Here is a 24,945-nt window from a genome sequence, read left to right on the forward strand (position 1 = left end):
AGAGCATGAAATTGCATCGTATGAGCTGGTGTTTGCTGGGCGCCCTGGCCACCGGCGCGCACGCCCAGGTGACGGAGCTGGCCCATCCCCAGTGGCAGGCGCTGTATGAGGCCGACCAGCTGGCGCAACTGCAACGTCAGGCGCGCACGCATCTGGCTGCGCATCGCCATGACCCCGATGCCGTGCTGGCGCTGGCGCTGGCCGCCGAGGCGGACGCGGACCAGGGCGAGGTGGCGCTGACGCAGGCGCGCAGCTGCGTCGACCAGCAGCCCCAGGGCGCACCCTGCCAGCTCGCGCTGGGCATGCTGATGAGCCAGCAGGTCGCCAACGGCAGCCCGCTGACGGCCGTCCGTTACGGCGCGGCCATCGGCCAGGCCTTCGCGCAGGCCGTACAGGCGCAGCCCGCCTATCTGCCGGCCCGCGCGGCCCTGGTCGCGTTTTATCTGAACGCACCGCGCATCGTCGGCGGCGGCGCCGACAAGGCGCGCGCCGCCGCCGCGGCGACCCCGCCCGAACAGGCCCAGTACGCCAAGATCCTGCGCGGCCAGATCGCCGCCCATGACGACCAGTTCGACCAGGCGCTCAAGGAATTCCGCAGTGTTAACGCGGGCGACGATGCGCACCTGGCGCGTCGCCTGCGTTTGGCGCGCATGGATTTCGGCCTGGCCCTGATGGAGGATGGGCAGGGCGAGCGGGCCCGCGCCGTGTTCGCGGAGCTCAGCAAGGATTTCCCCGACCGTGCCGAAGGGTTTTATGGCCTGGGCCGCTGCGCGCTGCAAGCGAAACAGTTCGATGCCGCGATCGCGCAACTGGACCAGGCCGGCAACCTCGCCGGCGCGCCGACGCTGCCCATCGACCAGCGCCTGGGCGAGGCGTATGCGGGCAAGGGCGACAAGCACAAGGCCAGGCAGTTGCTGGAGCGCTTTCTCAAGCAGCCCGGCATGCTGAAGGGGAACGTGGACGGCGCCCGGAAATTGCTGGACGAGCTGGGCTGAGGTGCGTTGCGTCCGGGCCGCGCCGGCGCGGCCCGGACCGGCCGCAACAAATTCGATGTACAACTTCGTTGTTGAAAGAGGCAGGTTTGGAATACAGTCATCTTACCGATCCGGGCGCCGCTGGCGTCGGACCGCAATGCAGTCAGGAGCAGTACCGTCGCGATCATCATGACGTGACAGGGGAGCAGGCCGAGACGGTTGGACAGCGTTTCGCGCTCGCCGTGGCCGCCCGGCCGCACGCCGTCGCGCTGGTGGAAGGCCAGCAAAGCGTGAGCTACGCCCAGTTGGCGCTGCGCGCAGAGCGCCTCGCCTGCGCGCTGGAACAGGCGGGCGTGCGCAGTGGCGACTTCGTGGCCCTGACGCTCGAACGGGGCATCAATCTGATCGTGGCCATGCTGGCCATCGTGCGTACCGGCGCGGCCTACGTGCCCATCGATCCCCGTTATCCGGCCAGCCGGCGCGACTACATCCTCGGCGATTGCGGCGCCAGCGCCGCCGTGGTGGCCGACGGCGCGGGCGTGGCCGTGCGGCCCCTGCAGCCGTCGCGCCGCCCCGTGCTGCCGGCCGGCGCCGGCCGCCTGCTGTACGTGATGTACACCTCGGGTTCGACCGGCAAGCCCAAGGGTGTGATGGTCACGCACGCCAATGTGCTGCGCCTGTTCGCATCGACCCGTGACGAATTCGGCATCGCGGCCAGCGACGTCTGGTGCGGCTTCCATTCGCCATCGTTCGACCTGTCGGGGTGGGAAATCTGGGGGGCCCTGTTACATGGCGGCCGTCATGTGGTGACGCCGCGCGACGTGGCCCGCGATCCCGAACGCTTCGCCGCACTGCTGCATCGGGAACAGGTCACCCAGCTGATCCAGACGCCGTCCGCGTTCCGCAACCTGATGCCGGCCTTGCTGTCGGCCGGATGTCCGGCCAGCCTGCGCATGATCGTGTTCTGCGGCGAGAAGCTGGACTTCCAGGCGCTGCGCCCCTGGGCCGCGCAAGTGGGCCTGCGGCGGCCGGCGCTGGTCAATATGTTCGGGCCGACGGAAACGACCATCGTCGCGACCCACCACCTGGTCACCGAGCGCGACCTGGATGGCGATGGCCCCAACCCCATCGGTGCGCCCATCGGCGATTTACGCATGCGCATCGTGCTGCCCGATGGCAGCGACGCCCCGCTCGACACCCCGGGCATGATCCACGTGGGCGGTCCGGGCGTCGCGGCCGGCTATCTGGGCGCGCAAGCCCTGACGGCGGCCCATTTCTACACGGCGCCCGACGGCGACGGCACCCTGCTGCGCTGGTACGACACGGGCGACGTCGGCATGCGGATCGCGCCCAACGCGTTCGCCTACGTATCGCGCGCCGACCGCCAGCTGAAGATTCGCGGCTACCGGATCGAGCCGGGAGAGATCGAGCAAGCGTTGCGGGCCTGCGCGGAGGTGGTGGACTGCATCGCCACGGCCGCCGATTTCCCCGACCACGAACGCCGCCTGGTCGCCTGCGTGATCGCGACCGAGGCGGGGCTGCGCGATCCGCTGGCCATGGAACAGCGGCTGCGCGCGGCGCTGGCGGCGCAGTTGCCGGACTATATGCTCCCGTCACATTTCTACCTGGTGCGGCAGTTCCCCATGAACGAGAACGGCAAGCTGGACATCGCCGCCTGCGTGCGCGCGCCGCAAGCGGCGCGCACGCCGGGGCCGGACGGCGACGCCGCCCTGCATGGCTTGCTGCGCAATATCTGGTCGCACATCCTGGGCTGCGGGCGGATCGGCGACGACGACAACTTCTTCGCCCTGGGCGGCACCTCCATCACGCTGGTGAAGATGCTGGGCGCCGTGCATGCGCTGTACGGCGTCAAGCTGATCCTCGACGTGTACGAAACGCCCGTCACCATCAACGTGGTGGCGCAGGCGATACGCGAGCAGCGCGGGCCGGATCAGGTGACACGGTGACGCGCCATGGCTGACTTTTCCATGTCCCCGGCCGGCGTGCCCGCGCACGCCCGGACCATGCGCCTGGTCCAGCAGCTCGACGATTGCCGCGGCTTCCTCGCGTCCTGCGAGCAGCCGCCGCGCGTGTTTTCGCGCGCGCCCATGGACGAGGCGGCGTTCGATGCGGCCGAGCGGGCGCTGGCGGCCCTGTGCGAGGCGCTGGCGTTGCCGCCGTTCCGGTGCTGCGCGCGCCGCCCGTCCGACGTCAACAGCCTCGATCTCGCCCTGAGCCGCTATCTGGCGTTCGGCCCGGACCTGGCGTTGCCGGAGCCGGCCCAGGCGCGGGCCGTGGTGGCGCAATGGCGCCTGACGGCTTGCAGTCCGGTGGTCGAGACCATCGCCACCGGCGGCGGGCCGGCGCGGCTGGAAACGTGGCCCGCGCCGCGCCCGGCGCCGGACGCGCCCACCATCGTGCTCGTGCCCCTGTGCGGCGTGCCGATGGCCGCGTTGCGGCCCGTGATGCGCGCGCTCGCGCGCCAGCACACGACCTTGTGCTGGGAGTCGCCCGCACTGTTCGGCGACGATCCGCTGGCGCGCATCGCCGCCGACCCGGTGGGCGCGCTGGCCGGGGAGGTGGTGGCGGTGATCCGGGCCCGCCGGCTGGAGCGGGTGCACCTGGTGGCGATCTGCGCGGCGACGGCGCCGGCGCTGGTGGCGGCGGCGACGCTGGGCCCGCAACTGGGGTCGCTGACGATCTGCCACGCCGCCGTCAAGGTCGGCGACCACGATCCGGCCACGCCGTTCGAGCAGCAATACAACACCATGTTGCAGGATATTTGCGCCAGCGAGGCGCAGGCGCGCACGCTGCATGCCACCTTGCTGGAACCGGGCTTCGCCATGAGCTTGCCGGCCGAGCTGGCGCCGTTCATCCTGCATCCGTACACCCGCTTCGCGCTGCTGCGCCGCCATGCGCTGGTCCACAGCGCGGCCACCAGTTTCGATGCCAGGACGGTGGCGCCGCGCCTCGCCTGTGCCACGCGCATCCTGACCACCAGCGCCGACCGCATGGTCCATCCCGAGCAGTCGCGCCGGCTGGCGCAGCTGCTGCCGCGGGCCAGCCTGCACGAGTTCGACAGCGGCAACCACCTCGATGTGCTGCTGGACGGCAATCCCTTCCTGCCGCTGATTACGTCCTTCATTGGACAACACTGCGGGCGCCGGCCGGCGTCCGCCCACCCCGCCCCTGCCATTCTCACTGAGGACTAATACCATGCCCTATTCTTTTCCAATGCACCGCAAGCTTGCCGCCGCCACCGTCCTGGCCCTGACCTTCGGCGGCGTCATGTACGGCGCCCAGGCGGCCACGGAAGCCCAGTACCAGGCCGCGTTCCGGCATTTCTCGGCGGCCGAACACGACAATGCGGAGATCAAGCAAGCCTACCAGGCCTTCGACTCCCTGCGCGCGGCCGAGCCGGGCGATCCCGTGCTGCTGGCCTACACGGGCGCCGCCCATGCCTGGATGGCCACCACGGCCACCGACCCGATGGCCTCGCTGGGCCTGGTCGATGATGGCGTGGCCCAGATCGAGAAGGCGCTGGCGATGCTGAAGCCGGTCCACGACGCGCCCAGCTATGGCGGCGATCCGGCCAGTCTGCTGGTGCGTTTCACGGCGGCCAACACGTTCCTGAGCTTGCCCGAAGCGTTCCACAAGGGGCCGCGCGGCGCCAGGCTGCTCGATGACGCGATCCGCAGTCCCGCTTTCGCCAAAGCCTCGCCCGCGTTCCAGGCCAACTTGCTGATGCGCGCCGCGACTCAGGCCCGGCAAAGCAAGCGCACCGAGCAGGCCCGCCAGTACGCGCAGGCCGTGATCAGCAACAAGCTGCCCCAGGCCGGCGAGGCGCAGGCGCTGTTGAAGCAACTGGGACACTGACATGGGCGGACCAGGTTTGCCGCTCACCCTGAGCCAGGTGCGCAAGACCTACCGCATGGGCCAGCACGTGATCCCGGCCTTGCAGGGGGTCGATTTGCAGGTGCGTCAGGGCCAGTTGCTGGCGCTGACGGGGCCGTCCGGCAGCGGCAAGAGCACCCTGCTCAACATCTGCGGCCTGATCGACGCGCCCGATGCCGGACAGGTGTTGTTCCAGGGCGAGCACGTGGACGTCAACGACGTGATCGCGGCCACGCTGCGGCGGCGCGACGGCATCGGTTTCGTATTCCAGAATTTTAATCTCGTACCAGTGATGAATGTCTTTGAGAATGTTGAATATCCGCTGTTCGTGGCCGGCGTGCCCAGCGGGGAACGGCGCGCGCGCGTGCTGACGATACTGGAGGAAGTCGGCCTGGGCGAGCATGCGCGCCACCGGCCGGACGCGCTGTCGGGCGGCCAGCGGCAGCGCGTGGCCATCGCGCGGGCGCTGGTCAAGCAGCCGGCGCTGGTGATCGCCGACGAACCGACGGCCAGCCTCGACACGGTCACGGCCGGGCAGATGCTGGACCTGATGCGGGCCAGCGCGCACAAGCATGGCGCCGCCTTCCTGATCGCCAGCCACGACGAGCGCCTGACACGGCGGGCCGACCGCGTGATCGCGCTGCGCGACGGCGTGATCGTGCCTTCGGACGAGGAGCGGCCATGTCTGGCGTAACCCACCCCCAGGGCGACGCCGGGCTGCAATCGTGGCTGCGCTGGCTGCGCTTCGCGGCCGCCAACACGATGCGCAACAAGCGCCGCTCGCTGGTCACGCTGGGCATCACGGCGCTGGGCGCGTGCGCCATCCTGGTGGCGGCCGGCTTCGCGCTGTTTACTTACCACGGCCTGGCCGAGAGCAGCGCGCGCAGCACCGGGCACTTGATCCTGGCCAAGCCGGCCGCGTTCGACGATGACGAGGACGTGCCGCTGCAAACGGGCCTGGACCACTGGGAGGCGCTGCGCAGCGCGCTGCTCACGGACGAGCACGTGCGCAACGTGCTGCCCAGGATCGAGTTCACCGGCTTGCTCAGCAACGGCGACAAGTCCGCCGTGATGCTGGCGATCGGCATCGATCCGGATGCCGAGTTCGCCGTCCGGGGGCCGTTCCTGCGGGTCAAGGACGGTGACGTCATCACGGGCGACAACAGCAACGAGATCGTGATCGGCGCAGCGCTGGCCCATACGCTCAAGGCCAAGGTCGGCGGCCAGCTGACCCTGCTGGCCACCACCACCGAGGGCGCCTTCAACGCCGTCGATGTGACCGTGCGCGGCATCGTCAGCTCCGGCGTCACCGAACTGGACAAGCGCCTCGTCTATTGCGACCTCGGCACGGCCCAGCGCTTGCTGGCCACGCACCGGGTCAGCAATGTGGGCGTATTCCTGGACCGCATGGACGGCGTCGCAGCGGCCCAGCGGCGGCTGCAACAGCTGCCGCTGGTTCGCGCCCAGGGCCTGCAAGTGAAAACCTGGCTCGACTTCTCGGACGTGTACCGCAGCGTCAAGAGCCTGTACGACATCATCTTCGGTTCGCTGGGCGCCGTGATCGCGCTGATCGTGTTCATCGTGGTGGCCAACGCCATGGCCATGGCCGTCGTCGAGCGCACCCGCGAGATCGGCGCACTGCGCGCCATGGGCACCTTGCCGTCGCAATTGATGCGCATGTTCGGACTGGAAGCGCTGTTGCTGGGCGGCGGCGGCGCCGTGCTGGGCGCCTTGCTGGCCTTGCTGGTGGCCGGCCTGCTCTTGCTGCTCAACGTGCAGATGCCGCCCCCGCCCGGCAATACCTATGGCTATCCGCTGCTGATCGATCTGAGCTGGAGCATGACGCTGCTGGTCGTCACCCTGTTCCCGCTGCTGTGCGCGGCGGCCAGCCTGGCCGTCACGCGGCGCAGCCTGAACCAGAGTGTGGTCGATGCGCTGGCCCACGTTTGAAGCACCACCATTGGAGAGACGCATGCAACCATTATGGATAGCCTTGTTCGGCCTGGGCGCCTGCGCGACCCTGGCGCAAGCGGCCACGCCGGACGCCCAGGAGATGATCAGGAAGGCCGATTATTACCGCGCCAGCAGCAGCAATGTGCAGGTGCAGATGCGCATCGAAGTCTATGCGCGCGACGGCAGCCTGGAAAAGCGCCGCGACTACATGGTGCTGACGGAAACGGGCCACAAGACGCTGGTGCTGATGCAAAGCCCATCCGAGCAGGGGCAGAAGGTGTTGATGCTGGGCGACGACTTCTGGATGTTCCTGCCCTCGAGCCAGCGTCCGATCCGCATCACGCCCACCCAGAAGCTGCTCGGCGAAGCGTCCACCGGCGACATCGCCACCCTGTCCTGGTCCGAGGATTACACGGGCCAGGTGGTGGGCGAGGAAGCGTGCGGCGCCCAGACGTGCGTGCACCTGACGCTCAACGCCAAGCGCGGCGGCCTGACCTACCAGCGCATCGAACTGTGGCTGGGCAAGGCGAAGAAGGAGCCCGTCAAGGCCGACTTGTACGTGCAGTCCGAAAAGCTGGCCAAGAGCGCCTCGTTCGCGATGGAAAACGGCATGGTCAGCTACATGGATTTGCAGGACCTGGTGTCGAACCACAAGATGACGCGCGTCACCTACCTGTCGCACAAGGAGCGGGCCATCCCCACCGAGTGGCTCAACCCCATGTTCCTGGCCCGTAACCCCAACCTGGAGTAGTGATTTGCGCGTAGTCATGCTGTGCTCGCTTGTGCTGCTGGCGCCCGCGCCAGGCCGGGCGGAGGAGGGGCATCCGGCAGTGGAGGTCAGCGGGTGGCTGCGGTTCCGGCTCGACGATCCCCATGGACAGCCGAATTCGACCTTGTACCAGGCCCAGCAGCTGGGTTTGCCGGGGGGCGACGCCGCGCCATCGCTACGCACCCTGAACGCGGACGTCAAGCTGGTGGCCGGCCCCGTGGTGGCGTCGGCCGCCTTGACCCAGTTCAAAGTGGGGGCCGATGCCTGGTCGAGCTATGCCAGGTTCAATGAGCTGAACGCCTCCGGCGCGGCGCTGGGCTGGTACTACACGGTGGGCCGCAAGATCGTCTCCTGGGACGTGGGCTGGGGCTTTCGCCCCAACGATCTGATCCAGCAGGAAGCGCGCATGCTGCTGACCGATAACACGCTGCAAGGACGGCCCTTGCTGATGGTGGAGAAATTCGATGACGATGCCGCCCTGTCCCTCGTGGCCGTCAATCCCACCCGCTCCGCGCACAGCGTGGGCGGCGACGAACCGGCCCTGGCCGGCCGCTATTTCCGCCACCAGGGGGCGGTCGATCTGTATGGCTTCGGGCGCTGGGGCGAGCGCACGCACGCCAGCGTGGGCGCCTCCCTGTCCTGGGTCGCGACCGATAGCACGGAGTGGCATGCCTCGTGGAACAGCGCGCAGGCGCTCGATACGCTGTGTGTGGATGTGCCGTCAGGGCTGGTCGGTGAAACGCCGGCCCGCGATTGCACGGTGGGTCGTCGCCAGCGCGTATTACTCGGCAATACCTGGTCCAGTGCCAACAACGTCAATCTGATCACGGAGTGGTGGTGGGATGGCGGCGCGCCGAGCCCGGCGACGTGGCGCGACTGGACGGCCCGCAATCGCCTGCTGGCGCACATGGCCTCGTCGGCGCCGGTTGCCGGCCGGGCGCCGCTGGCGGGCAATCTGGCGTGGCAAAGCGACGCCCTGTTGCAGACCAATCTGCACCGCAGCAACGTGCTGGTGTCATTCAACTGGGGTTACGACGGGTATGCCATCAGCGTGTACCAGCTGTGGCATCCCGCCGACGCGGGCCGCATCGCGACGGCGACGGTGGGATGGTCGAGCGGGGCGTGGGACTGGAACGTCGGCGCGCGCTGGTATGGCGGACCGCGCACCAGCGTGACGGCGCAGCTGCCGACCAGGGACCAGGTGTATTTTGAGTCCAGCTGGAAGTTTTAGCGGGGCAGGCGCCGCCACCCGGCGCGCCGCCGCTGGGGCAGCGCCCGTCGTCGACGTCGCTGGCCTGGGCGGCTTGAGCGGCCTGGTCGATGTGCGGCTGCTCCGCCACCGGGCGGGCGCCATCATGCTGCCCATCCACCTGTTGCGGTTCGATCAGGCGCAGTTCGCGCCGCGCCAGTTTGCGCAACACGGCCTGCCCTGCCCACCCGACATCGCGTGCAGCGTCCCCCATCGGCAGGCCGAATTTTTCTTTGGCCGGCTCGCGGCGCGGCAGGCGTTGCGCGGCGCCGGCTGGCACGGGGCGCAGGTCGGGCGCGGCAAGCACCGGCAGCCAGTGTGGCCGGCCGGCGCCGTTGGCGCCATCAGCCACGACAAGGGGTTAGCGGCAGCTTGCGCGGTGTCGGCCCGCGCCTTGCATGGCGTGGGCATCGACATCGAATCCGTGCCCGATGCGGCCGCGGCCGCGGCGGTGGAAACACAGGTGTTATCGGCGGCGGAGCTGCGCCTGCTGCGCGCGCACGGCACGCGGCCGTACCGCGTGCTGCTGGCCATCGCGTTCTCCGCCAAGGAGAGCTTCTACAAAGCCATCTCCCCTGTGGTGGGCCGCTACTTCGGCTTCGATGCCCTGCGGATCGAGCAGTTCGATACGGCGGCGGGCCGGCTGCGCTACACGCTGCTGCAAACGCTGGCGCCGGCATGGCCCGCCGGCCAGACCGGCCAGATGGATTTCACCATGCTCGACGCGCACACCGTGCTGACCGTGTGTGCGTGGTGACTGTGGTGGCGGTGGCGGTGGCCGCTTGCCGCCGCCCGCCAGCGGCTGAAGGCCGCGCGCTTATTTGCTCAGCGTGCGCATGGCCCGTTCCAGCCCTTCCATCGTCAGCGGGAACATGCGGTTGTTCATCAGCTGGCGGATGATGGAGACGGACTGGCGGTATTGCCAGATGCCTTCCGGTTCCGGATTGAGCCACACGAACTTGGGAAACGCGTTGGTGAAGCGGGCCAGCCATTCCGAGCCCGCCTCCTCGTTGTTGTACTCCACCGAGCCGCCCGGCTGCAGGATCTCGTAGGGACTCATGGTGGCGTCGCCGACGAAAATGAGCTTGGTGTCGGGCGGGTACTTGCGCAGGACGTCCCAGGTGGCGAAGCGTTCCGCGTGGCGGCGCCGGTTGTTCTTCCACAGGTGGTCATACACGCAGTTGTGGAAGTAGAAGAACTCCATGTTCTTGAATTCCGTGCGCGAGGCCGAGAACAGTTCCTCCGTGCGCTCGATGTGGTCGTCCATGGTGCCGCCCACGTCGAACAGCATCAGCACCTTGACCTTGTTCTTGCGCTCGGGGCGCATCTTGATGTCGAGGTAGCCGGCGTTGCTGGCCGTGGCGCGGATGGTGGCGTCGAGCGCCAGTTCCTCCTCGGCTCCTTCGCGCGCGAATTTGCGCAGCCGGCGCAGCGCCACCTTGATGTTGCGCGTGCCCAGTTCGCGTTCGCCGTCGTAGTCCTTGTAGGCGCGCGCTTCCCACACCTTGACGGCCGTGCGGTTGCCGCCCTTGCCGCCGATGCGTACCCCTTCCGGGTTGGTGCCGCCGTGGCCGAACGGGGAGGTGCCGCCCGTGCCTATCCACTTGCTGCCGCCTTCGTGGCGCTCCTTCTGTTCCTTGAGCAGTTCCTTGAGCCGGTCCATCAGCTTGTCGTAGCCAAATTTTTCCAGCTGGGCGATCTGCTCCTCGGTCAGTTCGCGCTTCATGCGCTGCACCAGCCAGTCCAGCGGGATGGCGCTGTTGGTCTCGAACGCGGCGTTGATGCCCTTGAAGTACTGGGCGAAAGCGCGGTCGAACTTGTCGAAGTGGGCTTCGTCCTTGACCAGCGCGAGCCGCGACAGGTAGTAGAAATCGTCCATCGACGGTTCGATGACGTTTTTCTGCATCGCTTCGAGCAGGGTCAGGAATTCCTTGATCGTGACGGGGATCTTGGCGTCCTTGAGGGTGAAGAAGAAATCGATCAGCATGGTCAGCGCCCTCCGCTCTGGTGCAGCTTGTAGTGCAAATGGGCTTTGATTTCAGGCCACTCGCCGCGCACGATGCTGTACATGACGGTGTCGCGCACGGTGCCGTCGCGGCGCAGCGCGTGGTGGCGCAGCACGCCGTCGCGCTTGGCGCCGAGCCGTTCGATGGCGCGCTGCGACGTGTGGTTGAAGATGTCGGTGCGCAGGCCGACCACGGCGCAGCCCAGCGTGTCGAACGCATGGCCGAGCAGCAGCAGCTTGCAGGTGGTGTTGACGTGGCTGCGCTGGCGGCTGCGCGCGTACCAGGTGTAGCCGATTTCAAGGCGGTCCAGTTCCGGCACGATGTCGTGGAAGCTGGTGGTGCCCATCACGGCGCCACTGGCCGCGTCGACCACGGCGAACGCGAGGCGCGACGGGCGCATGGCGATGGCCTTGTCGATGTAGGCGTCCGTCTCCTCGGGTGTGGGCACGGAGGTGATGCGCAGCTGCCACAGTTCGCCGTCGGCGGCGGCCGCGCGCAGGCCGTCCGCGTGGTGCGGCGCCAGCGGTTCGAGCCGCACGCCGTTCCATTCCAGCGTGACGGGGACGGGGGAGTGCAGGGCGGCGTTCATCAGCGGTTGGTCCGGGCCATGCACACCAGGCGCTCGAACAGGTGGATGTCCTGTTCGTTCTTGAGCAGGGCGCCATGCAGCGGCGGCACGATGGTCTTGGCGTCCTGGCTGCGCAGGGCTTCGGCCGGGATGTCCTCGGCCATGAGCAGCTTGAGCCAGTCGAGGAATTCGGAGGTGGATGGCTTCTTCTTCAGGCCCTGCACGTCGCGCACTTCGTAGAACGTCTGCAGGGCCTGGGCCAGCAGTTCGCGTTTCAGGTTGGGGTAGTGGACCGACACGATCTGTTCCATCGTGTCGCGGTCGGGGAATTTGATGTAGTGGAAGAAGCAGCGGCGCAGGAAGGCGTCCGGCAATTCCTTCTCATTGTTGGAGGTGATGATGACGAGCGGGCGGTGCCTGGCCACCACCATCTCGCGCGTCTCGTACACGTAGAACTCCATGCGGTCCAGTTCGCGCAGCAGGTCGTTGGGGAATTCGATGTCGGCCTTGTCGATCTCGTCGATCAGCAGCACGACAGGTTCGGGCGCCGTGAACGCCTGCCACAGCACGCCCTTGACGATGTAGTTGTGGATGTCGCGCACGCGCTCGTCACCGAGCTGCGAATCGCGCAGGCGCGACACGGCGTCGTATTCATACAGGCCTTGCTGGGCCTTGGTGGTGGACTTGACGTGCCACTGCATCAGCGGCATGTTGAGCGCGGCCGCCACTTCCTCGGCCAGCATGGTCTTGCCGGTGCCCGGCTCGCCCTTGATCAGCAGCGGGCGTTGCAGCGTCAGCGATGCGTTGACGGCCAGTTTCAGGTCGTTGGTGGCGACGTAGTTGTCGGAACCCTCGAAGCGCGGGGCGGGTGCTTGGTTAGCGTGCATGGATGGCGGTCTCACTGTGGAAAGGGGGAAGGATGCTGCGGTTCGCAGAAGTTATCGCTGAAGTATAAGACAAGTCACTAGAGGCTGGCTTCAAAGCGGGGTGGGAACGGCGCGCCACGCCTAGCGAAGATCGGCCGGTTTGTCCATGATTCTTGATAGACTATGGAAACATTCTTGAGTTAGAATCGGCGATTGATAGCGCAAAAGTCAAGTTTTGCGCTTGGGCTGTATCCGATTCCTATTGATTACTTAGCCACCACACCATGAAAAAAATCTACGCACTTCTCGTGCTCGCAGGTTTCGCCCACACCGCCTCGGCGGCCGACATCGTAGGGAACGCCCAGGCCGCTCCCGCCAAGATCGAAATGTGCATCGGCTGCCACGGCATCCCCGGTTACAAGGCGACCTTCCCCGAAGTGTTTCAGGTGCCTATGATTGGTGGCCAGTCGGCCAAGTATATCGAGAATGCGCTCAAGGCTTACCAGAAGGGCGAGCGCAAGCACCCCTCCATGAAGGGCATCGCGGCCAGCCTGTCGGACCAGGACATCGCGGACGTGGCGGCATACTATTCCCAGCAAACGGCGAAATAAGGACTGAACCGATGAAAAAACTGATCACCGCCCTGTTCTGCTCGGCCGTCTCGCTGTCCGCTTTCGCCAGCGGCAATATCGAAGCCGGCAAGGCCCTGACGGAAAAATACAGCTGCTTCGCCTGCCACGGCAAGGATTTCAACACCCCGATCGATCCCAGCTATCCCAAGCTGGCCGGCCAGCACAAGGATTACCTGGAGCACGCGCTGACGGCCTACAAGCGCGGCGACGGCGCCAACGGCCGCGGCAACGCCATCATGGGCGGCCAGGTCAAGCCACTGAGCAACCAGGACATCAAGGACCTGGCCGCTTACCTGCACAGCCTGCCTGGCACGCTGTCCACGCCGCACCGCTAAGCCGGCATCGCCAGGCCCTGCACGGCCCATCAAATCGGGGACGGACCCCAATTTTCGCTATGCGAAGATTGGGGTCCGTCCCCGTTTTGATGGGCCGGTGGTTATTTGAGGCGGCGCCGCACGCTTTCCACGTAGGCGTCGCCGTCGAGCGGCAGGCCGGAGCGCTGGGCCGTCCAGATCATCTCGCCCAGGCATTCCATGATCTGGTGGTGCGCGTCGTGGGCCGAGTCCAGCCGCAAGGTGAGGGCGGTGGCCGCCTCGCGGATGCCGGGCGGCTGGTCGATCGAGATCTGCTCGTCGATCGACAAATGCATAGCCAGGTGCAGGAAGGGGTTGGTCTGGCCGCTGTCGACGCTGAAGTCGCGCGCCAGCGCCGCTTCCACGTCGCTCAGGAGGTCGTCGTATTCGGGGTGGTGACGGATCCAGTCGGCCGCCATGGCTTCGATGGGGCTGAGGATGTCGTTGGCGCGCTGCTTGCGGAACGTCTCGCAGAAGAAGCGGCGCACGTCGTCGGAGGAGGGATTGAACATGGGTGGTATCAGGGATGGAACAGCCAGCCGCCATTGTACCCGCTGCGCCAGGCGCGCACCCGCGACGGACATCTCGCCTGGCGATGCGGCCGTGCAGCAAAACGGGCGGGACCGCCATCCGGCCGTCCCGCCCGCCCATACTGCCCATACGGTGAATACTGTTTTGGCCCGATGACCGTCAGCCGCCCGCCTTGACCACGTCCGCCGCTTCCTCCTGCACGGCCGGGGCCAGGGCCGCCGGCGCGGCCGGGGCGATGGTCACCGGCGTCGCCGGTGCCTGGCGGGGCGGGCGTGGCTGTCCGCGTCCGGCCGGGCCGCCGGCCTGCTGCTGGAGCGCTTCCGGCTGCGCACCCGGCTGCGCCGCGGCGCTGGCCGGCACGCCTTCCGCGCACGGCGCCGGCGCCGTCACGGCCCGGGGCGCGTGCGGCTGGCGCAAATAGCGCGACGTGTGGCGGTGCTGGCTGTTGCCATGCGCCGGCCAGGTCAGGAAACGCGACAATTCCTGCAGCGCGCGCTGGTACACCTCGCGCTTGAATTCGATCACCACGTCCAGCGGCACCCAGTAGTCATGCCAGCGCCAGGCGTCGAATTCGGGATGGTCGGTCAGGCGCAGGTTGACGTCGTTGTCGCGCGCGCACATGCGCAACAAAAACCAGATCTGCTTTTGCCCCCGGTAGTGGCCGCGGATTTCCCGCTTGATGAAGTGGTCAGGCACCTCGTAGCGCAGCCAGTCGCGCGTGCGGCCGACGATCTTGACGTGCTCCTGCCTTAACCCGATCTCCTCTTCCAACTCCCGGTACATCGCCTGTTCCGGCGTTTCACCGTACTTGATACCGCCTTGCGGAAACTGCCATGAGTGCTCGCGCACCCGCTTGCCCCACCACACCTCGTTATGGGCGTTCAGCAGGATGATGCCGACGTTGGGCCGAAACCCTTCACGATCGAGCATGTTGCACCTCAAACTTTCTGCGACTAAGCGTCCGGCTTACATTTTTGCCCACAAATTGGCGTGCCGGCACGGTTTTCGGGGTACGAAAACGGCCGCAACGCCATCAATTGAACGCATTTGTATAAAGTATGGACGCATCAGCCAGCTAATCCTTTAAAATTAGGTTGATTATAACCCTCTCTTTTTAAAAAGAATTCACCGTTATGCGCGCCTCCCGATTTTTTATTTCCACGCTTAAAGAAGCGCCAGCCGATGCCGAAATCGTCAGCCACCAGCTGATGATGCGGGCCGGCATGATCAAACGCCTGGGCTCGGGCATCTACACCTACATGCCGATGGGCTTGCGGGTGATCCGCAAGGTCGAAGCGATCGTGCGCGAAGAGATGAACGCCGCCGCCGCCATTGAACTGCTGATGCCGCTCGTGCAGCCGGCCGAACTGTGGCAGGAAACGGGCCGCTGGGACAAGATGGGGCCGGAACTGATGCGCGTCAAGGACCGCCACGGCCGCGACTTCGCCATCCAGCCCACGTCCGAGGAAGTGATCACCGATGTTGTCCGTTCGGAAATTAAATCCTATCGCCAACTGCCGTTGAATTTTTACCACATCCAGACCAAGTTCCGCGACGAGCGCCGCCCCCGCTTCGGCCTGATGCGCGGCCGCGAGTTCACCATGAAGGATGCCTACTCGTTCGACCGCGACCTGGCCGGCATGCAAGCGTCGTACAAGGTCATGTATGACGCCTACACCCGCATCTTCAACCGCTTCGGCCTGAAGTTCCGCGCCGTGGCGGCCGACAACGGCGCCATCGGCGGCACCGGCTCGCACGAATTCCACGTGATCGCCAGCACCGGCGAGGATGCGCTGGTGTACTGCCCGACCTCCGACTACGCGGCCAATATGGAAGCGGCCGAGGCGCTGCCGCTGGCGGCCGCCCGTCCGGCCGCCACGGAAGCCCTGGTCAAGGCGTCCACCCCGAACGCGACCAAGTGCGAACAGGTGGCCGAGCTGCTGGGCCTGCCGTTGAGCCGCACCGTCAAGACCATCGCGCTGACGGTGGACCACGAGCAGGATGGCAAGGTCACCCGGCAATACTTCATGTTGCTGCTGCGCGGCGACCATGAACTGAACGAAGTCAAGGTCGGCAAGGTGCCCGGCCTGGCCGCCCACCGCTTCTCGACCGAAGCGGAAATCCTGGAAGTGTACGGCTGCGTGCCCGGCTACCTGGGCCCGATCGGCACCAAGGCCCCCGTCACCGTGGTGGCCGACCGCACGGTGGCCAACATGGCCGACTTCGTGTGCGGCGCCAACGACGCCGGTTTCCACTACACGGGCGCCAACTGGGGCCGCGATGCGCTCGAACCGGCCCTCGTGGCCGACCTGCGCAACGTGGTCGAAGGCGACGCCTCGCCGGACGGCAAGGGCGTGCTGGCCATCGAACGCGGCATCGAAGTGGGCCACGTGTTCCAGCTCGGTACGGCCTATTCGGAAAGCATGAAAGCCACCTTCCTGGACGAGAACGGCAAGCCGGCACCGCTGCAGATGGGCTGCTACGGCATCGGCATTACCCGCATCCTGGGCGCGGCCATCGAGCAGAACTTCGACGACAAGGGCATCATCTGGCCGACCGCGCTGGCCCCGTTCGAGCTGGTGCTGTGCCCGATGGGCATGGACCGCAGCGAGCTGGTCAAGGCGGAAACGGAGCAGCTGTACGCGCAAGCCCAGGCGGCCGGCATCGACGTGATCGTGGACGACCGCGGCCTGCGTCCGGGCGCCATGTTCGCTGACTGGGAACTGATCGGCGTGCCGCACCGCGTCGTGATCGGCGAGCGCGGCCTGAAGGAAGGCAATCTGGAATACCAGGGCCGCCGCGATACGGAAGCCACGGCCGTGCCGCTGGCCGACATCATCCCCTTCATCAAGGGCAAGCTCGCGGCCTGACCGTGGACACCCTGACCGCCCCCCGTCCAGCCAACGGCGCCGACCGGCGCCGCTGGTGGGCCCGGCCCCAGCGCTGGGCGATGGCGCTGGCGCTGGCCACGGGGGCGCTGCACGGCCCCAATGCCCACGCCGGCAGCCAGAAGGAGGAGGCGCTGGCCGACTCGGTGCGGCTGGCGCTGTCGAACGCCATCCTGGACGCCCGTCCGCCCAAGCCCACGTTCCGCAATCCCGCCGACCAGCAGCGCTACCAGGTGTGGCTGGCGCAGATGTCGGCCCGCTTGCAGCGGCGCCTGCCGGACCAGCAGGTGCGCACGGAATTCCTGGAAACGGCGTGGTACGAGGCGCACCGGGCCGGCCTCGACCCCGGTCTCGTGCTGGGCCTGATCCAGGTGGAATCGGCCTACCGCAAGTACGCCGTGTCCATGGTGGGCGCGCGCGGCTACATGCAGGTGATGCCGTTCTGGACCAACGTGATCGGCGACCGCAACCGCAGCGCCCTGTTCAATATGCAGACCAATCTGCGCTACGGCTGCGCCATCCTGCGCATGTACCTGGACATGGAAGCGGGCAACCTCTATTTGGCGCTGGGCCGCTACAACGGCAGCCGCGGCCGCCCCGAATATCCGAACGCCGTGCTGTCGGCGTGGCAGAACTGGAAGTTCAAGTCACCGCTGTAGGCAAAGAAAAATCGGGGACGTAACATGATTTATCTTGTGGGAAAAATCGTGTTACGTCCCCGATTTTGTGGGCGGGAAAAAAAACGCCCCGGCCGGTCGGGCGGGGCGGTTCGCTCGGCGCGCATGGCCGCCAGCGCTTAGGACAGGTGCGCGGAGATCAGCTTGGTCATCTCGAACATCGACACCTGGGCTTTGCCGCCGAATACGGCCTTCAGCTTGTCGTCGGCATTGATCATGCGGCGGTTGGCTGGATCCTGCAGGTTGAGCTTCTTGATGTAGTCCCACACTTTCTTGGTCACTTCAGTGCGCGGCAACGGGGCGGCGCCAACCACGGCGGCCAGCACGGCCGACGGCGTCATTTCCTTCATGAAAGCGGCGTTCGGTTTGCGCGGTGCGGCCGGAGCGGCTGCTTTTTTCACGGCGGGTGCTGCTTTTTTCACGGCGGCGGGCTTGGCGGCCGCCGCTTTCTTGACTGGTGCTGCTGCTGGGGTTTTTTTGGCTGTTGCCATCTTCTAGCCTCCTTAACGAACACATGGAAAATTGCGCAATTGATCGCACGGCTAATATTGGTGGGGATTGTCCGGGGATGCAAGTGTTTTTCGCGTTTTTTCCCGGAAACACCACTTAAATCAGGGGGGCGGTGCGCTCACGCACGGTTCAGGGGCACCAGCCCCTGTCTTTACACGTAAAAACACCGCCTGGCGCGGGGCGCGCAGGCGGTGTCGCCAGTACTGCCAAGGATGACGAAACAGGGCTTAACGCAGGCCCGGCATCATGCCTTTCATCGAGCGCATCATCTTCATCATGCCGCCGCCCGACAGTTTTTTCATCATGGTCTGCATCTGCTCGAACTGGGTCAGCATGCGGTTTACTTCCTGCACCTGCACGCCGGCGCCGGCCGCGATGCGGCGTTTGCGGGTGGCCTTGATCAGCTCCGGCTTGGCCCGCTCGAGCGGCGTCATCGAATCGATGATGCCGACCATGCGCCGCACCTGCTTGTCGGCCTGGTCCATGTTGGCGTTGCCGGCCGCCTGCTGGAACTGGGCCGGCAGCTTGTCGACCAGGCTGGCCATGCCGCCCATCTTCTTCATCTGGCCCAGCTGGGCCTTGAAGTCGTTCATGTCGAACTTGCCGCCGACCTTGATCTTTTGCGCCAGGTCGGCCGCCGCCTTGGCGTCCACCCCCTTGCGCGCTTCCTCGACCAGGGCCAGGATGTCGCCCATGCCCAGGATGCGGTTGGCCATGCGCTGCGGGTCGAACGCTTCCAGCCCGTCCAGTTTCTCGGACACGCCGGCGAACTTGATGGGCTTGCCCGTGATGTGGCGCACCGACAGCGCCGCACCGCCGCGCGAGTCGCCATCGAGCTTGGTGAGCACGATGCCGGTCAGCGGCAGCGCGTCGTTGAAGGCCTTGGCCGTGTTGATGGCGTCCTGACCCAGCATGGCGTCGACCACGAACAGGGTTTCGATCGGTTTCACGGCGCCGTGGATGGCGGCGATCTCGCGCATCATCTCTTCGTCGATACCGAGGCGGCCGGCCGTGTCGATGATCAAGACGTCGTGGTAATGCTTCCTGGCCCAGTCCAGCGCGGCCAGCGCGATGTCGACCGGCTTGTCGGCCGCCGTGGACGGGAAGAAGTCGGCGCCCACCTGGCCGCTCACCGATTGCAGCTGGGCGATCGCGGCCGGACGGTAGACGTCGGCCGACACGGTCAGCACTTTCTTCTTCTTTTGTTCCTTGAGGTACTTGGCCAGCTTGCCGACGGTGGTGGTCTTACCGACACCCTGCAGGCCGGCCATCAGGATGATGGCGGGCGGCTGCTGGGCGAAGCTGAGCTGGGCGGCTTGTTCGCCCAGGTCGGCGCCCATGATGGCGGCCAGTTCGCGCTGCACCACGCCCACCAGGGCCTGGCCGGGCGAGAGCGAGGACAGCACTTCCTCGCCCATGGATTTTTCCTTGACGCGGGCGATGAACTCGCGCACGGCCGGCAGGGCCACGTCGGCCTCCAGCAGCGCCAGCCGCACTTCGCGCAGCATTTCAGCGGTGTTGGCCTCGGTCAGGCGGGCCTCGCCGCGCATGGTCTTGACGACCTTGGCGAGACGCTGGGTGAGATTATCTAGCATGATGAACCTGGAATCAGTCTGGAGGTTGGCCGGCCGGGGCCGGACGATGGCCGCCATTTTACCCCATCGTGGCGCCCCCGCCACCCGCCCCGCTTATGGCAGCACCAGGCGCAGCACGGCCGAACCGGCGATCACGGCGAAGGTGTGGGGGCCGGTGGGCACCAGCGCCGTACTGTAATCGAACTGGACCGGCAGGGCACCGAAGAAGGCACGCTCGCCGCTGCCGGCGATGTCGGTGCGGCTGCCGTCGGGCGCCAGCCGGTACAGGACGCGCTTGTTGTAGTCGGCCTGGTACACATAACCATCGGGCGCCGCGTTCAGGCCCGGCGGCAGGCTGGCGATGGTGCTCACCACGCCCTGCGGGCTCAGCTTGCGCAAGGTCGTGTGGGCGCTATTGTGCTGGTCGTAGTCGGACAGGTAGACGTTGCCGTCCGCGTCGGCCCCGAGCAGGGTGGGGCCGCCGAAGCGGGCCTCGGTGGCGGCGCCGTCGCGCTGCAGCGGCACGGCGCTGTTCGGACCGGGCTGGCCGGCCACCAGCGTCATGGCGCCGTTTGGCTGCAGCCAGTAGATCGCGCCGCCGTCCATGGGCAGGTGGTTCGCGCCGACCGGCCGCAAGGCCAGCAGCAGCCGGCCGGCCGCATCGACCACCAGGCCCGACGGCTTGCCGTCGGCCGTCTGCGGCAAGGTGCTGACCTGGCCGGACGGCGTGGTCTTGCGCACCACCAGCCGATGCTGGAACGGGCGTGCGTCGTTCGCGCCGCCGTCGATGGTGTACAGATTGCCGTCGTGGTCGGCCGCCATCATGCCGGGATCACAGTAGTGCGCCGCGGCGCCCTGGCCATCGGCGGGCAGGCCGCTGCCGTTGTCCAGGCCGACGAACGGATGGCGCGTACCGTCGGCGTCCAGGCGCACGATGGCGGCCGCGCCGATGGCCAGCAGCGCGCCGTCCGCACCCATGCGCAGGAAGGTGTCCGGCGTGCCAGTGCGCCCGCACTGTCCGGCCCACAAGCCGGCCGGATCGTTCTGCCGGAACAGGGTGTGAATGGTACCGCCAGCGATGCGGCGCACGTCATAGGAGTTGGCGCTGTTATCAATGGGACGGTCCAGCACCAGCACGGCGCCGCTGGCGTCGAGCGCCACGCTGCGCGGGCCTTGCAGGCCGGCGCTGGCAGCGTCGCCGTCGGTGGGGCCGGGGCCGAGGCGGGCCAGCGTCGTGACGACGCCTTTCGTGCTGACCTGGCGCACGCCGCGCTCGTCCGCCACATACAGGGTGCCGTCCGCGCCGCCCACCATGTCGAACAGCGTGCTGAAGCGCGCCGCGTCGCCGCTGCCATCCACGTCGGGCGAGGCGCCCTGTCCGTGCACACCGGCCAGCACCTGATAGCTGCCATCGGCGTTCATCTGGCCCACGTGGTCGCCCGCCAGCAGGTAGACCGTGCCGCCGGCGCCAGCCACCAGGTTGGTGGCGGAGACGCGGTCGGGCAGCTTGCCGACGGTGGTGGCGCTGCCGTCGGCGTGCAGTTTGCGCACGTAATACGTGTAGCGGTCGCCCGCGTTGGTGACCCAGATCGATTGCTCTTGCAGCAGGTAGACGCTGCCGTCGGGTGCCACGCTGAGCGCGATCACGGCGGCCCCGTAAGCGCCGTCGCTGATGAGCCAGTCGTCATGGACGATGGTGGTGACGTTGCCGTCGGCGCTGATCTTGCGGATGGTCGGCTTGCGGGATTCGCTGTAGTCGGCCACGTACAGGTTGCCGGCGCCATCGCGCGTGGCGTTCAGGATGCCGCCGAAGCGGGCGGCCACGCCTGGTCCATCGAGGATGAACTTGCCGCCGATGTCGCCGGCGATCAGGCTCAGCCCAGTCGGCGGCAGCAGTTGCAGCACGATGGTCTTGCTCAAGCCGCCGGACGTGGCCGTGATCGTGACTTGGGTCGGCGTGGCCACTTGTGCCGGCGGCAGGTAATTCACGCTGGCGCCGCTGGCCGCGCTCAGGCCGCCGATGCTGCCGGGCGCCAGTTGCCAGGCAACGGTGCCGGCGCCGTCGAGCGCGGCCGTCAGCGCCAGCGGCTGGCCGCCGGCGTGCAGTTCGGGGGCGCTGCCGCTCACCGTCAGCGTGGTGGCGGGGGCGGGTGTGGCGGGCGTGGCCGGGGCCGGCGTGCCGCCGCCGCCACCGCAGGCGGCCAGCGCCCCGCTCAGGATCAGGGAAGACAGGAGGGCGCGCAGGGTGCCGTGAGGGAGATGGGCTGACATGGATTCAATACTTAAGCTAAATAAGAAAAACTGCAGCTGGGGCGGCGGCTGCAGGCAAGGACGGCGACGGCACGGGCGCTGCGCAGGAGCGGATTCGACGTTGTGGCGGCATGGCAAAAAATCAACGATGCGCATTATGCATCGCGGTGCGGGCGCCGAGTCTCTCGCATTGTCACAACTGTTTAACTAAAGGGAAATCTTGCTATGATGCGGACAGAAATACGGCTGCAGGCCGCTAATTAGAGGAGAGAATGGATGAAACTGACAAGCATCGGCAAAATAGTGGCGCTTGCGGCGCTGACGATGGCGAGCGCGGCCCAGGCCCAGGCACAGGAAGTGGTGCGGCTGGGGAACCTGAAATTCGCCCACTACGGCGCCGTGTCCTATATTAAGGAGATCGCCCCCAAGTGCGGCATCAAGGTCGATGAGCACGTGTTCGCCAAGGGGCTGGACGTGATGCAGGCCATCATCGCCGGCGAACTGGATGTGGGCACCACCGCGTCCGAGGCGGCCATCTCGGGCCGCGCCGGCGGCGCGCCCATTTATGCCGTGGCCGGCTTCGCCAAGGGCGGTGCGCGCCTGGTGGGCCGGGCCGACCTGCACATGAAGAGCGTCAAGGACTTGAAGGGCAAGAAGGTGGGCGTGACCCGAGGCGGCATCCAGGAAGTGCTGTTGCTGGCCGAATTGCAGCAGGCCGGCATGACGGCCTCGGACCAGCCGGGCAAGGACGTGCAACTGGTGTATCTGGCCTACGCCGACTTGAACCAGGCCATGCTGGGCAAGAATATCGACGCCATGATGCAATCCGAACCGCAATCGTCGCAGGCCATCAACAAGGGCTATGGCAACGAAATGCTCAAGCCGTATGACACGCCGATCGGCGCGCCCGTGCGCACCATGGTGATGACGGAGAAGTTCTACAAGGAGAAGCGGCCGCTGGCCGAGAAGTTCATGCGTTGCTTCGTGGAGGCCACCAAGACCTTCATCGACAACCAGGCCGTGGCCGAGAAGTATGTGCGCGAGGTGGTGTTCAAGGGCCAGCTGAGCAAGCAGGACTTCGACGATGCGATCGGCAATTCGCCGTATTCCTACGACATCACGCCCGAGCACATCCAGGTCACCACCGACATCATGGTCAAGACCGGCGTGGGCCGCATGGCCAAGCCGCCCGTGGCCCGCGACTGGGTCAAGACGGACTTGCTGGACGCGGCCAAGAAAAGCCTGAACGTCAAATAAGAGAGGACATCCATGGCAAAGTCGCAGTGGCGCGAGGCCGGCGTGGGGCTGGTGCTGCCGGCCCTGGTGATCGCCGTGTGGCAGGGCGCGGCCTCGCTGGGCTGGGTCAACCCGCAGGTGCTGCCGTCGCCGTGGGCCGTGGTGCACAAGTGGTTCGAATACCTGCTGCCGTTGCAGCCGTACGATCCGGCCGCCGGCAGCTGGCTGCGCTGGGCCTGTTCCGGTGAGCTGATCGGCGACGCCATGGGCAGCTTGTACCGCGTGCTCGTCGGCTTCGCCGTCGGTGCCGGGCTGGCCTTGCCGCTGGGGCTGGCCATGGGCGCCAGTGCGCGCGTGCACGCGTGGCTCAATCCGCTGGTGCAGCTGCTGCGGCCGATTCCGCCGATCGCCTACATACCGCTGTCCATCCTGTGGTTCGGGCTCGGTAATCCGCCGGCCGTGTTCCTGATCGCGCTGGGCGCCTTCTTCCCGGTGCTGATGAACACCATCGCCGGGGTGCGCCAGGTGGACGGTATTTATATCCGCGCCGCCCGCAACCTGGGCGCCTCGGGCCGCACCATGTTCCTGCGGGTGATGCTGCCGGCCGCCGTGCCTTATATTTTGTCCGGAGTGCGGATCGGGATCGGCACGGCCTTCATCGTCGTGATCGTGTCGGAAATGATCGCCGTCAACAATGGACTTGGTTTCCGCATCCTGGAGGCGCGCGAATACTTCTGGTCCGATAAGATCATCGCCGGCATGATCAGCATCGGCCTGATCGGGCTGGGCATCGACGTGCTGATGAACCGGCTGAACAACCACCTGCTGCGCTGGCACCGCGGCCTCGATAACTGAGCCCTCTCATATATGAGCGACATGAACGTCCCCCATATCGTCATCAGCCACGTCGACAAGGTCTTTCCCGGGGCGGGGCGGGAAGTGGTGGCGCTGCGCGACATCAACCTGGAAATCCCGCGCGGCCAGTTCGTCTGCCTGCTGGGGCCGTCCGGTTGCGGCAAGTCGACGCTGCTCAACGCCGTGGCCGGTTTCGCCCTGCCCAGCGCCGGCAGCATTCTGGCCGACGGCCAGCCCGTCACGGGGCCGGGACCGGCGCGCGGTATGGTATTCCAGGAATACGCGCTGTTCCCGTGGATGACGGTGGCCGACAACATCGCCTTCGGCCTGGAGATCAAGGGCCAGCCCAAGGCCCAGATCGCGGCCACGGTGGACCGGCTGCTGGCCATGCTGTCGCTGAGCGAATTCCGGCATCGTTATCCCAGGGATCTGTCGGGCGGCATGCGCCAGCGGGTGGCCATCGCGCGCGTGCTGGCGCTCGATTCGCCCATCATGCTCATGGACGAGCCGTTCGGCGCGCTCGACGCGCTCACGCGGCGCAACCTGCAGGACGAATTGCTGCGCATCTGGTCCGAGCTGAAAAAGACGATATTGTTCGTCACCCACAGCATCGAGGAGGCGATTTACCTGGCCGACCGCATCATCGTCATGACTTACCGGCCGGGCACCGTCAAGCGCGACCTGCTGGTGGACTTGCCGCGATTGCGCGACCCGGCCGCGCCCGAATTCAACGCCCTCAAGCGCGAACTGGGCCAGCTGGTGATGGAGGAGCAGCAGCGCCACCACAACGACGAAATCCGCGTGGCGGCGGTGGATTGAGCCGCGTTTGCCGGCCAGGTAGATGGCGCGGCTGCGCACCGGGGACGGACCCGCATTGTGTGCCGCCGACTGCGGCCATGCTGTCTGACCAAGGGTCCTTCCCCTGAGCCGCCGGCTGCAAACGAGGGGACGGCCCCGCATGGTGTACCGCCGACTGCGGCCAAGCTGTCTGACCAAGGGGGCTTCCCCTGAGCCGCCGGCTGCAAACAAGGGGACGGACCCTTCATCAGTTGGCGTGGCCGCAGTCAGCGCCCCATAATATGGGTCCGTCCCCGATTCAGGCGCCTGAAGCCGAGACCACCCTCGGCCCGAATTCCGCCCGCCATGGTGTAAACTGACCG

Annotated in this window: 24 protein-coding genes; 16 read left to right on the forward strand and 8 right to left on the reverse strand. The window is 66.8% G+C overall.

From position 1 onward, the window contains the following. The first annotated feature begins 5 nt into the window (after positions 1 to 5). The 9 genes from H3H36_RS14505 to H3H36_RS14545 all read left to right on the forward strand — a co-directional run bounded on the left by H3H36_RS14505 (position 6) and on the right by H3H36_RS14545 (position 9,596). The gene (locus tag H3H36_RS14505; protein ID WP_182218782.1) at positions 6 to 995 is read left to right on the forward strand and encodes a tetratricopeptide repeat protein; all 990 of its coding nucleotides are present in this window, start codon (positions 6 to 8) and stop codon (positions 993 to 995) included. A 173-nt stretch (positions 996 to 1,168) separates the two neighbouring features. Then, complete coding sequence (locus H3H36_RS14510) at positions 1,169 to 2,941, forward strand: non-ribosomal peptide synthetase (RefSeq protein ID WP_182218785.1); 1,773 nt, start codon at positions 1,169 to 1,171, stop codon at positions 2,939 to 2,941. Positions 2,942 to 2,947: 6 nt separating this feature from the next. Continuing rightward, positions 2,948 to 4,186, forward strand: coding sequence for an alpha/beta fold hydrolase (locus H3H36_RS14515; RefSeq protein ID WP_182218787.1), 1,239 nt, complete (start codon positions 2,948 to 2,950; stop codon positions 4,184 to 4,186). A 4-nt stretch (positions 4,187 to 4,190) separates the two neighbouring features. Beyond that, a complete protein-coding gene (locus H3H36_RS14520; protein WP_182218790.1) occupies positions 4,191 to 4,850 on the forward strand; it encodes a hypothetical protein in 660 nt (219 codons plus the stop codon). Between the two features lies 1 nt (position 4,851). After that, complete coding sequence (locus H3H36_RS14525; RefSeq protein WP_182218792.1) at positions 4,852 to 5,562, forward strand: ABC transporter ATP-binding protein; 711 nt, start codon at positions 4,852 to 4,854, stop codon at positions 5,560 to 5,562. Continuing rightward, positions 5,550 to 6,818, forward strand: a complete 1,269-nt coding sequence (locus tag H3H36_RS14530) for an ABC transporter permease (RefSeq protein ID WP_220459741.1) — start codon at positions 5,550 to 5,552, stop codon at positions 6,816 to 6,818. Before H3H36_RS14525 ends, H3H36_RS14530 begins: the two co-directional genes overlap by 13 nt. A 22-nt stretch (positions 6,819 to 6,840) precedes the next feature. Next, positions 6,841 to 7,572, forward strand: coding sequence for an outer membrane lipoprotein-sorting protein (locus H3H36_RS14535; protein ID WP_182218794.1), 732 nt, complete (start codon positions 6,841 to 6,843; stop codon positions 7,570 to 7,572). 16 nt (positions 7,573 to 7,588) lie between these two features. Next, positions 7,589 to 8,821, forward strand: coding sequence for a hypothetical protein (locus H3H36_RS14540; protein WP_182218796.1), 1,233 nt, complete (start codon positions 7,589 to 7,591; stop codon positions 8,819 to 8,821). Then, positions 8,799 to 9,596: a 4'-phosphopantetheinyl transferase family protein gene (locus H3H36_RS14545; RefSeq protein ID WP_182218798.1), complete on the forward strand. Its 798-nt coding sequence runs from the start codon at positions 8,799 to 8,801 to the stop codon at positions 9,594 to 9,596. The genes H3H36_RS14540 and H3H36_RS14545 overlap by 23 nt, the downstream gene beginning before the upstream one ends. Before the next feature lie 60 nt (positions 9,597 to 9,656). Here H3H36_RS14545 and H3H36_RS14550 read toward each other — a convergent pair whose 3' ends face one another. From H3H36_RS14550 to H3H36_RS14560, 3 genes are read right to left on the reverse strand one after another with little or no spacing between them, the layout of a single operon-like run. Continuing rightward, positions 9,657 to 10,826 carry a vWA domain-containing protein gene (locus H3H36_RS14550; protein ID WP_182218800.1) on the reverse strand — a complete coding sequence of 390 codons (1,170 nt, stop codon included), beginning with the start codon at positions 10,824 to 10,826 and terminating at the stop codon, positions 9,657 to 9,659. A gap of 2 nt (positions 10,827 to 10,828) precedes the next feature. Beyond that, positions 10,829 to 11,434 (reverse strand): GNAT family N-acetyltransferase, encoded by a 606-nt coding sequence (locus H3H36_RS14555; RefSeq protein WP_182218803.1) that lies wholly within the window; start codon positions 11,432 to 11,434, stop codon positions 10,829 to 10,831. Beyond that, positions 11,434 to 12,300 carry an AAA family ATPase gene (locus H3H36_RS14560; protein ID WP_182218805.1) on the reverse strand — a complete coding sequence of 289 codons (867 nt, stop codon included), beginning with the start codon at positions 12,298 to 12,300 and terminating at the stop codon, positions 11,434 to 11,436. Before H3H36_RS14560 ends, H3H36_RS14555 begins: the two co-directional genes overlap by 1 nt. 263 nt (positions 12,301 to 12,563) lie before the next feature. On the opposite strand from H3H36_RS14560, the gene H3H36_RS14565 reads away from it, so the two are divergent. Continuing rightward, the gene (locus H3H36_RS14565; RefSeq protein WP_182218808.1) at positions 12,564 to 12,890 is read left to right on the forward strand and encodes a c-type cytochrome; all 327 of its coding nucleotides are present in this window, start codon (positions 12,564 to 12,566) and stop codon (positions 12,888 to 12,890) included. Positions 12,891 to 12,901: 11 nt separating this feature from the next. Continuing rightward, complete coding sequence (locus H3H36_RS14570) at positions 12,902 to 13,246, forward strand: c-type cytochrome (RefSeq protein ID WP_182218809.1); 345 nt, start codon at positions 12,902 to 12,904, stop codon at positions 13,244 to 13,246. A gap of 101 nt (positions 13,247 to 13,347) precedes the next feature. Here the strand turns inward: H3H36_RS14570 and H3H36_RS14575 are convergent, their stop codons facing one another. Both H3H36_RS14575 and H3H36_RS14580 read right to left on the reverse strand, forming a co-directional pair. Continuing rightward, positions 13,348 to 13,776: a DUF1841 family protein gene (locus H3H36_RS14575; RefSeq protein WP_182218810.1), complete on the reverse strand. Its 429-nt coding sequence runs from the start codon at positions 13,774 to 13,776 to the stop codon at positions 13,348 to 13,350. A gap of 178 nt (positions 13,777 to 13,954) precedes the next feature. Beyond that, the gene (locus H3H36_RS14580) at positions 13,955 to 14,725 is read right to left on the reverse strand and encodes an RNA pyrophosphohydrolase (protein ID WP_182218811.1); all 771 of its coding nucleotides are present in this window, start codon (positions 14,723 to 14,725) and stop codon (positions 13,955 to 13,957) included. 203 nt (positions 14,726 to 14,928) lie between these two features. Between H3H36_RS14580 and H3H36_RS14585 the strand changes: the two genes are divergently transcribed. Together H3H36_RS14585 and H3H36_RS14590 are read left to right on the forward strand one after the other, a co-directional pair. Further along, on the forward strand, positions 14,929 to 16,665 hold the full coding sequence (locus tag H3H36_RS14585) for a proline--tRNA ligase (RefSeq protein WP_182218812.1): 1,737 nt from the start codon (positions 14,929 to 14,931) through the stop codon (positions 16,663 to 16,665). Positions 16,666 to 16,745: 80 nt separating this feature from the next. After that, complete coding sequence (locus tag H3H36_RS14590; RefSeq protein WP_182218841.1) at positions 16,746 to 17,342, forward strand: lytic transglycosylase domain-containing protein; 597 nt, start codon at positions 16,746 to 16,748, stop codon at positions 17,340 to 17,342. 137 nt (positions 17,343 to 17,479) lie between these two features. On the opposite strand, the gene H3H36_RS14595 is transcribed toward H3H36_RS14590, so the two are convergent. The 3 genes from H3H36_RS14595 to H3H36_RS14605 all read right to left on the reverse strand — a co-directional run bounded on the left by H3H36_RS14595 (position 17,480) and on the right by H3H36_RS14605 (position 21,715). After that, the gene (locus tag H3H36_RS14595) at positions 17,480 to 17,851 is read right to left on the reverse strand and encodes an SWIB/MDM2 domain-containing protein (RefSeq protein ID WP_182218813.1); all 372 of its coding nucleotides are present in this window, start codon (positions 17,849 to 17,851) and stop codon (positions 17,480 to 17,482) included. Between the two features lie 246 nt (positions 17,852 to 18,097). Next, on the reverse strand, positions 18,098 to 19,465 hold the full coding sequence (gene ffh, locus H3H36_RS14600) for a signal recognition particle protein (RefSeq protein WP_182218814.1): 1,368 nt from the start codon (positions 19,463 to 19,465) through the stop codon (positions 18,098 to 18,100). Between the two features lie 93 nt (positions 19,466 to 19,558). Beyond that, a complete protein-coding gene (locus tag H3H36_RS14605) occupies positions 19,559 to 21,715 on the reverse strand; it encodes an NHL repeat-containing protein (RefSeq protein WP_182218815.1) in 2,157 nt (718 codons plus the stop codon). Positions 21,716 to 22,018: 303 nt separating this feature from the next. Between H3H36_RS14605 and H3H36_RS14610 the strand changes: the two genes are divergently transcribed. Genes H3H36_RS14610 through H3H36_RS14620 form a run of 3 tightly spaced genes read left to right on the forward strand, consistent with a single transcriptional unit; the run spans position 22,019 to position 24,604 of the window. Then, on the forward strand, positions 22,019 to 22,951 hold the full coding sequence (locus tag H3H36_RS14610; RefSeq protein ID WP_375539597.1) for an ABC transporter substrate-binding protein: 933 nt from the start codon (positions 22,019 to 22,021) through the stop codon (positions 22,949 to 22,951). Positions 22,952 to 22,963: 12 nt separating this feature from the next. After that, on the forward strand, positions 22,964 to 23,785 hold the full coding sequence (locus tag H3H36_RS14615; RefSeq protein WP_182218817.1) for an ABC transporter permease: 822 nt from the start codon (positions 22,964 to 22,966) through the stop codon (positions 23,783 to 23,785). 21 nt (positions 23,786 to 23,806) lie between these two features. Next, complete coding sequence (locus H3H36_RS14620; RefSeq protein WP_182218818.1) at positions 23,807 to 24,604, forward strand: ABC transporter ATP-binding protein; 798 nt, start codon at positions 23,807 to 23,809, stop codon at positions 24,602 to 24,604. Positions 24,605 to 24,945: the final 341 nt, after the last annotated feature.

The sequence above is a fragment of the Rugamonas fusca genome (assembly GCF_014042365.1).
GTDB lineage: Bacteria > Pseudomonadota > Gammaproteobacteria > Burkholderiales > Burkholderiaceae_D > Rugamonas > Rugamonas fusca.

Bases quoted from the DNA above. Each gene is read 5' to 3' on its own strand.
- H3H36_RS14575 (WP_182218810.1), bottom strand. From the start codon at position 13,776: ATGTTCAATCCCTCCTCCGACGACGTGCGCCGCTTCTTCTGCGAGACG.
- H3H36_RS14520 (WP_182218790.1), top strand. From the start codon at position 4,191: ATGCCCTATTCTTTTCCAATGCACCGCAAGCTTGCCGCCGCCACCGTC.
- H3H36_RS14505 (WP_182218782.1), top strand. From the start codon at position 6: ATGAAATTGCATCGTATGAGCTGGTGTTTGCTGGGCGCCCTGGCCACC.
- H3H36_RS14580 (WP_182218811.1), bottom strand. From the start codon at position 14,725: ATGCTCGATCGTGAAGGGTTTCGGCCCAACGTCGGCATCATCCTGCTG.
- H3H36_RS14550 (WP_182218800.1), bottom strand. From the start codon at position 10,826: ATGCTGATCGATTTCTTCTTCACCCTCAAGGACGCCAAGATCCCCGTC.
- H3H36_RS14565 (WP_182218808.1), top strand. From the start codon at position 12,564: ATGAAAAAAATCTACGCACTTCTCGTGCTCGCAGGTTTCGCCCACACC.
- H3H36_RS14560 (WP_182218805.1), bottom strand. From the start codon at position 12,300: ATGCACGCTAACCAAGCACCCGCCCCGCGCTTCGAGGGTTCCGACAAC.
- H3H36_RS14525 (WP_182218792.1), top strand. From the start codon at position 4,852: ATGGGCGGACCAGGTTTGCCGCTCACCCTGAGCCAGGTGCGCAAGACC.
- H3H36_RS14585 (WP_182218812.1), top strand. From the start codon at position 14,929: ATGCGCGCCTCCCGATTTTTTATTTCCACGCTTAAAGAAGCGCCAGCC.
- ffh (WP_182218814.1), bottom strand. From the start codon at position 19,465: ATGCTAGATAATCTCACCCAGCGTCTCGCCAAGGTCGTCAAGACCATG.
- H3H36_RS14615 (WP_182218817.1), top strand. From the start codon at position 22,964: ATGGCAAAGTCGCAGTGGCGCGAGGCCGGCGTGGGGCTGGTGCTGCCG.
- H3H36_RS14530 (WP_220459741.1), top strand. From the start codon at position 5,550: ATGTCTGGCGTAACCCACCCCCAGGGCGACGCCGGGCTGCAATCGTGG.
- H3H36_RS14610 (WP_375539597.1), top strand. From the start codon at position 22,019: ATGGCGAGCGCGGCCCAGGCCCAGGCACAGGAAGTGGTGCGGCTGGGG.
- H3H36_RS14605 (WP_182218815.1), bottom strand. From the start codon at position 21,715: ATGTCAGCCCATCTCCCTCACGGCACCCTGCGCGCCCTCCTGTCTTCC.
- H3H36_RS14515 (WP_182218787.1), top strand. From the start codon at position 2,948: ATGGCTGACTTTTCCATGTCCCCGGCCGGCGTGCCCGCGCACGCCCGG.
- H3H36_RS14590 (WP_182218841.1), top strand. From the start codon at position 16,746: ATGGCGCTGGCGCTGGCCACGGGGGCGCTGCACGGCCCCAATGCCCAC.
- H3H36_RS14555 (WP_182218803.1), bottom strand. From the start codon at position 11,434: ATGAACGCCGCCCTGCACTCCCCCGTCCCCGTCACGCTGGAATGGAAC.
- H3H36_RS14620 (WP_182218818.1), top strand. From the start codon at position 23,807: ATGAACGTCCCCCATATCGTCATCAGCCACGTCGACAAGGTCTTTCCC.
- H3H36_RS14535 (WP_182218794.1), top strand. From the start codon at position 6,841: ATGCAACCATTATGGATAGCCTTGTTCGGCCTGGGCGCCTGCGCGACC.
- H3H36_RS14540 (WP_182218796.1), top strand. From the start codon at position 7,589: ATGCTGTGCTCGCTTGTGCTGCTGGCGCCCGCGCCAGGCCGGGCGGAG.
- H3H36_RS14595 (WP_182218813.1), bottom strand. From the start codon at position 17,851: ATGGCAACAGCCAAAAAAACCCCAGCAGCAGCACCAGTCAAGAAAGCG.
- H3H36_RS14570 (WP_182218809.1), top strand. From the start codon at position 12,902: ATGAAAAAACTGATCACCGCCCTGTTCTGCTCGGCCGTCTCGCTGTCC.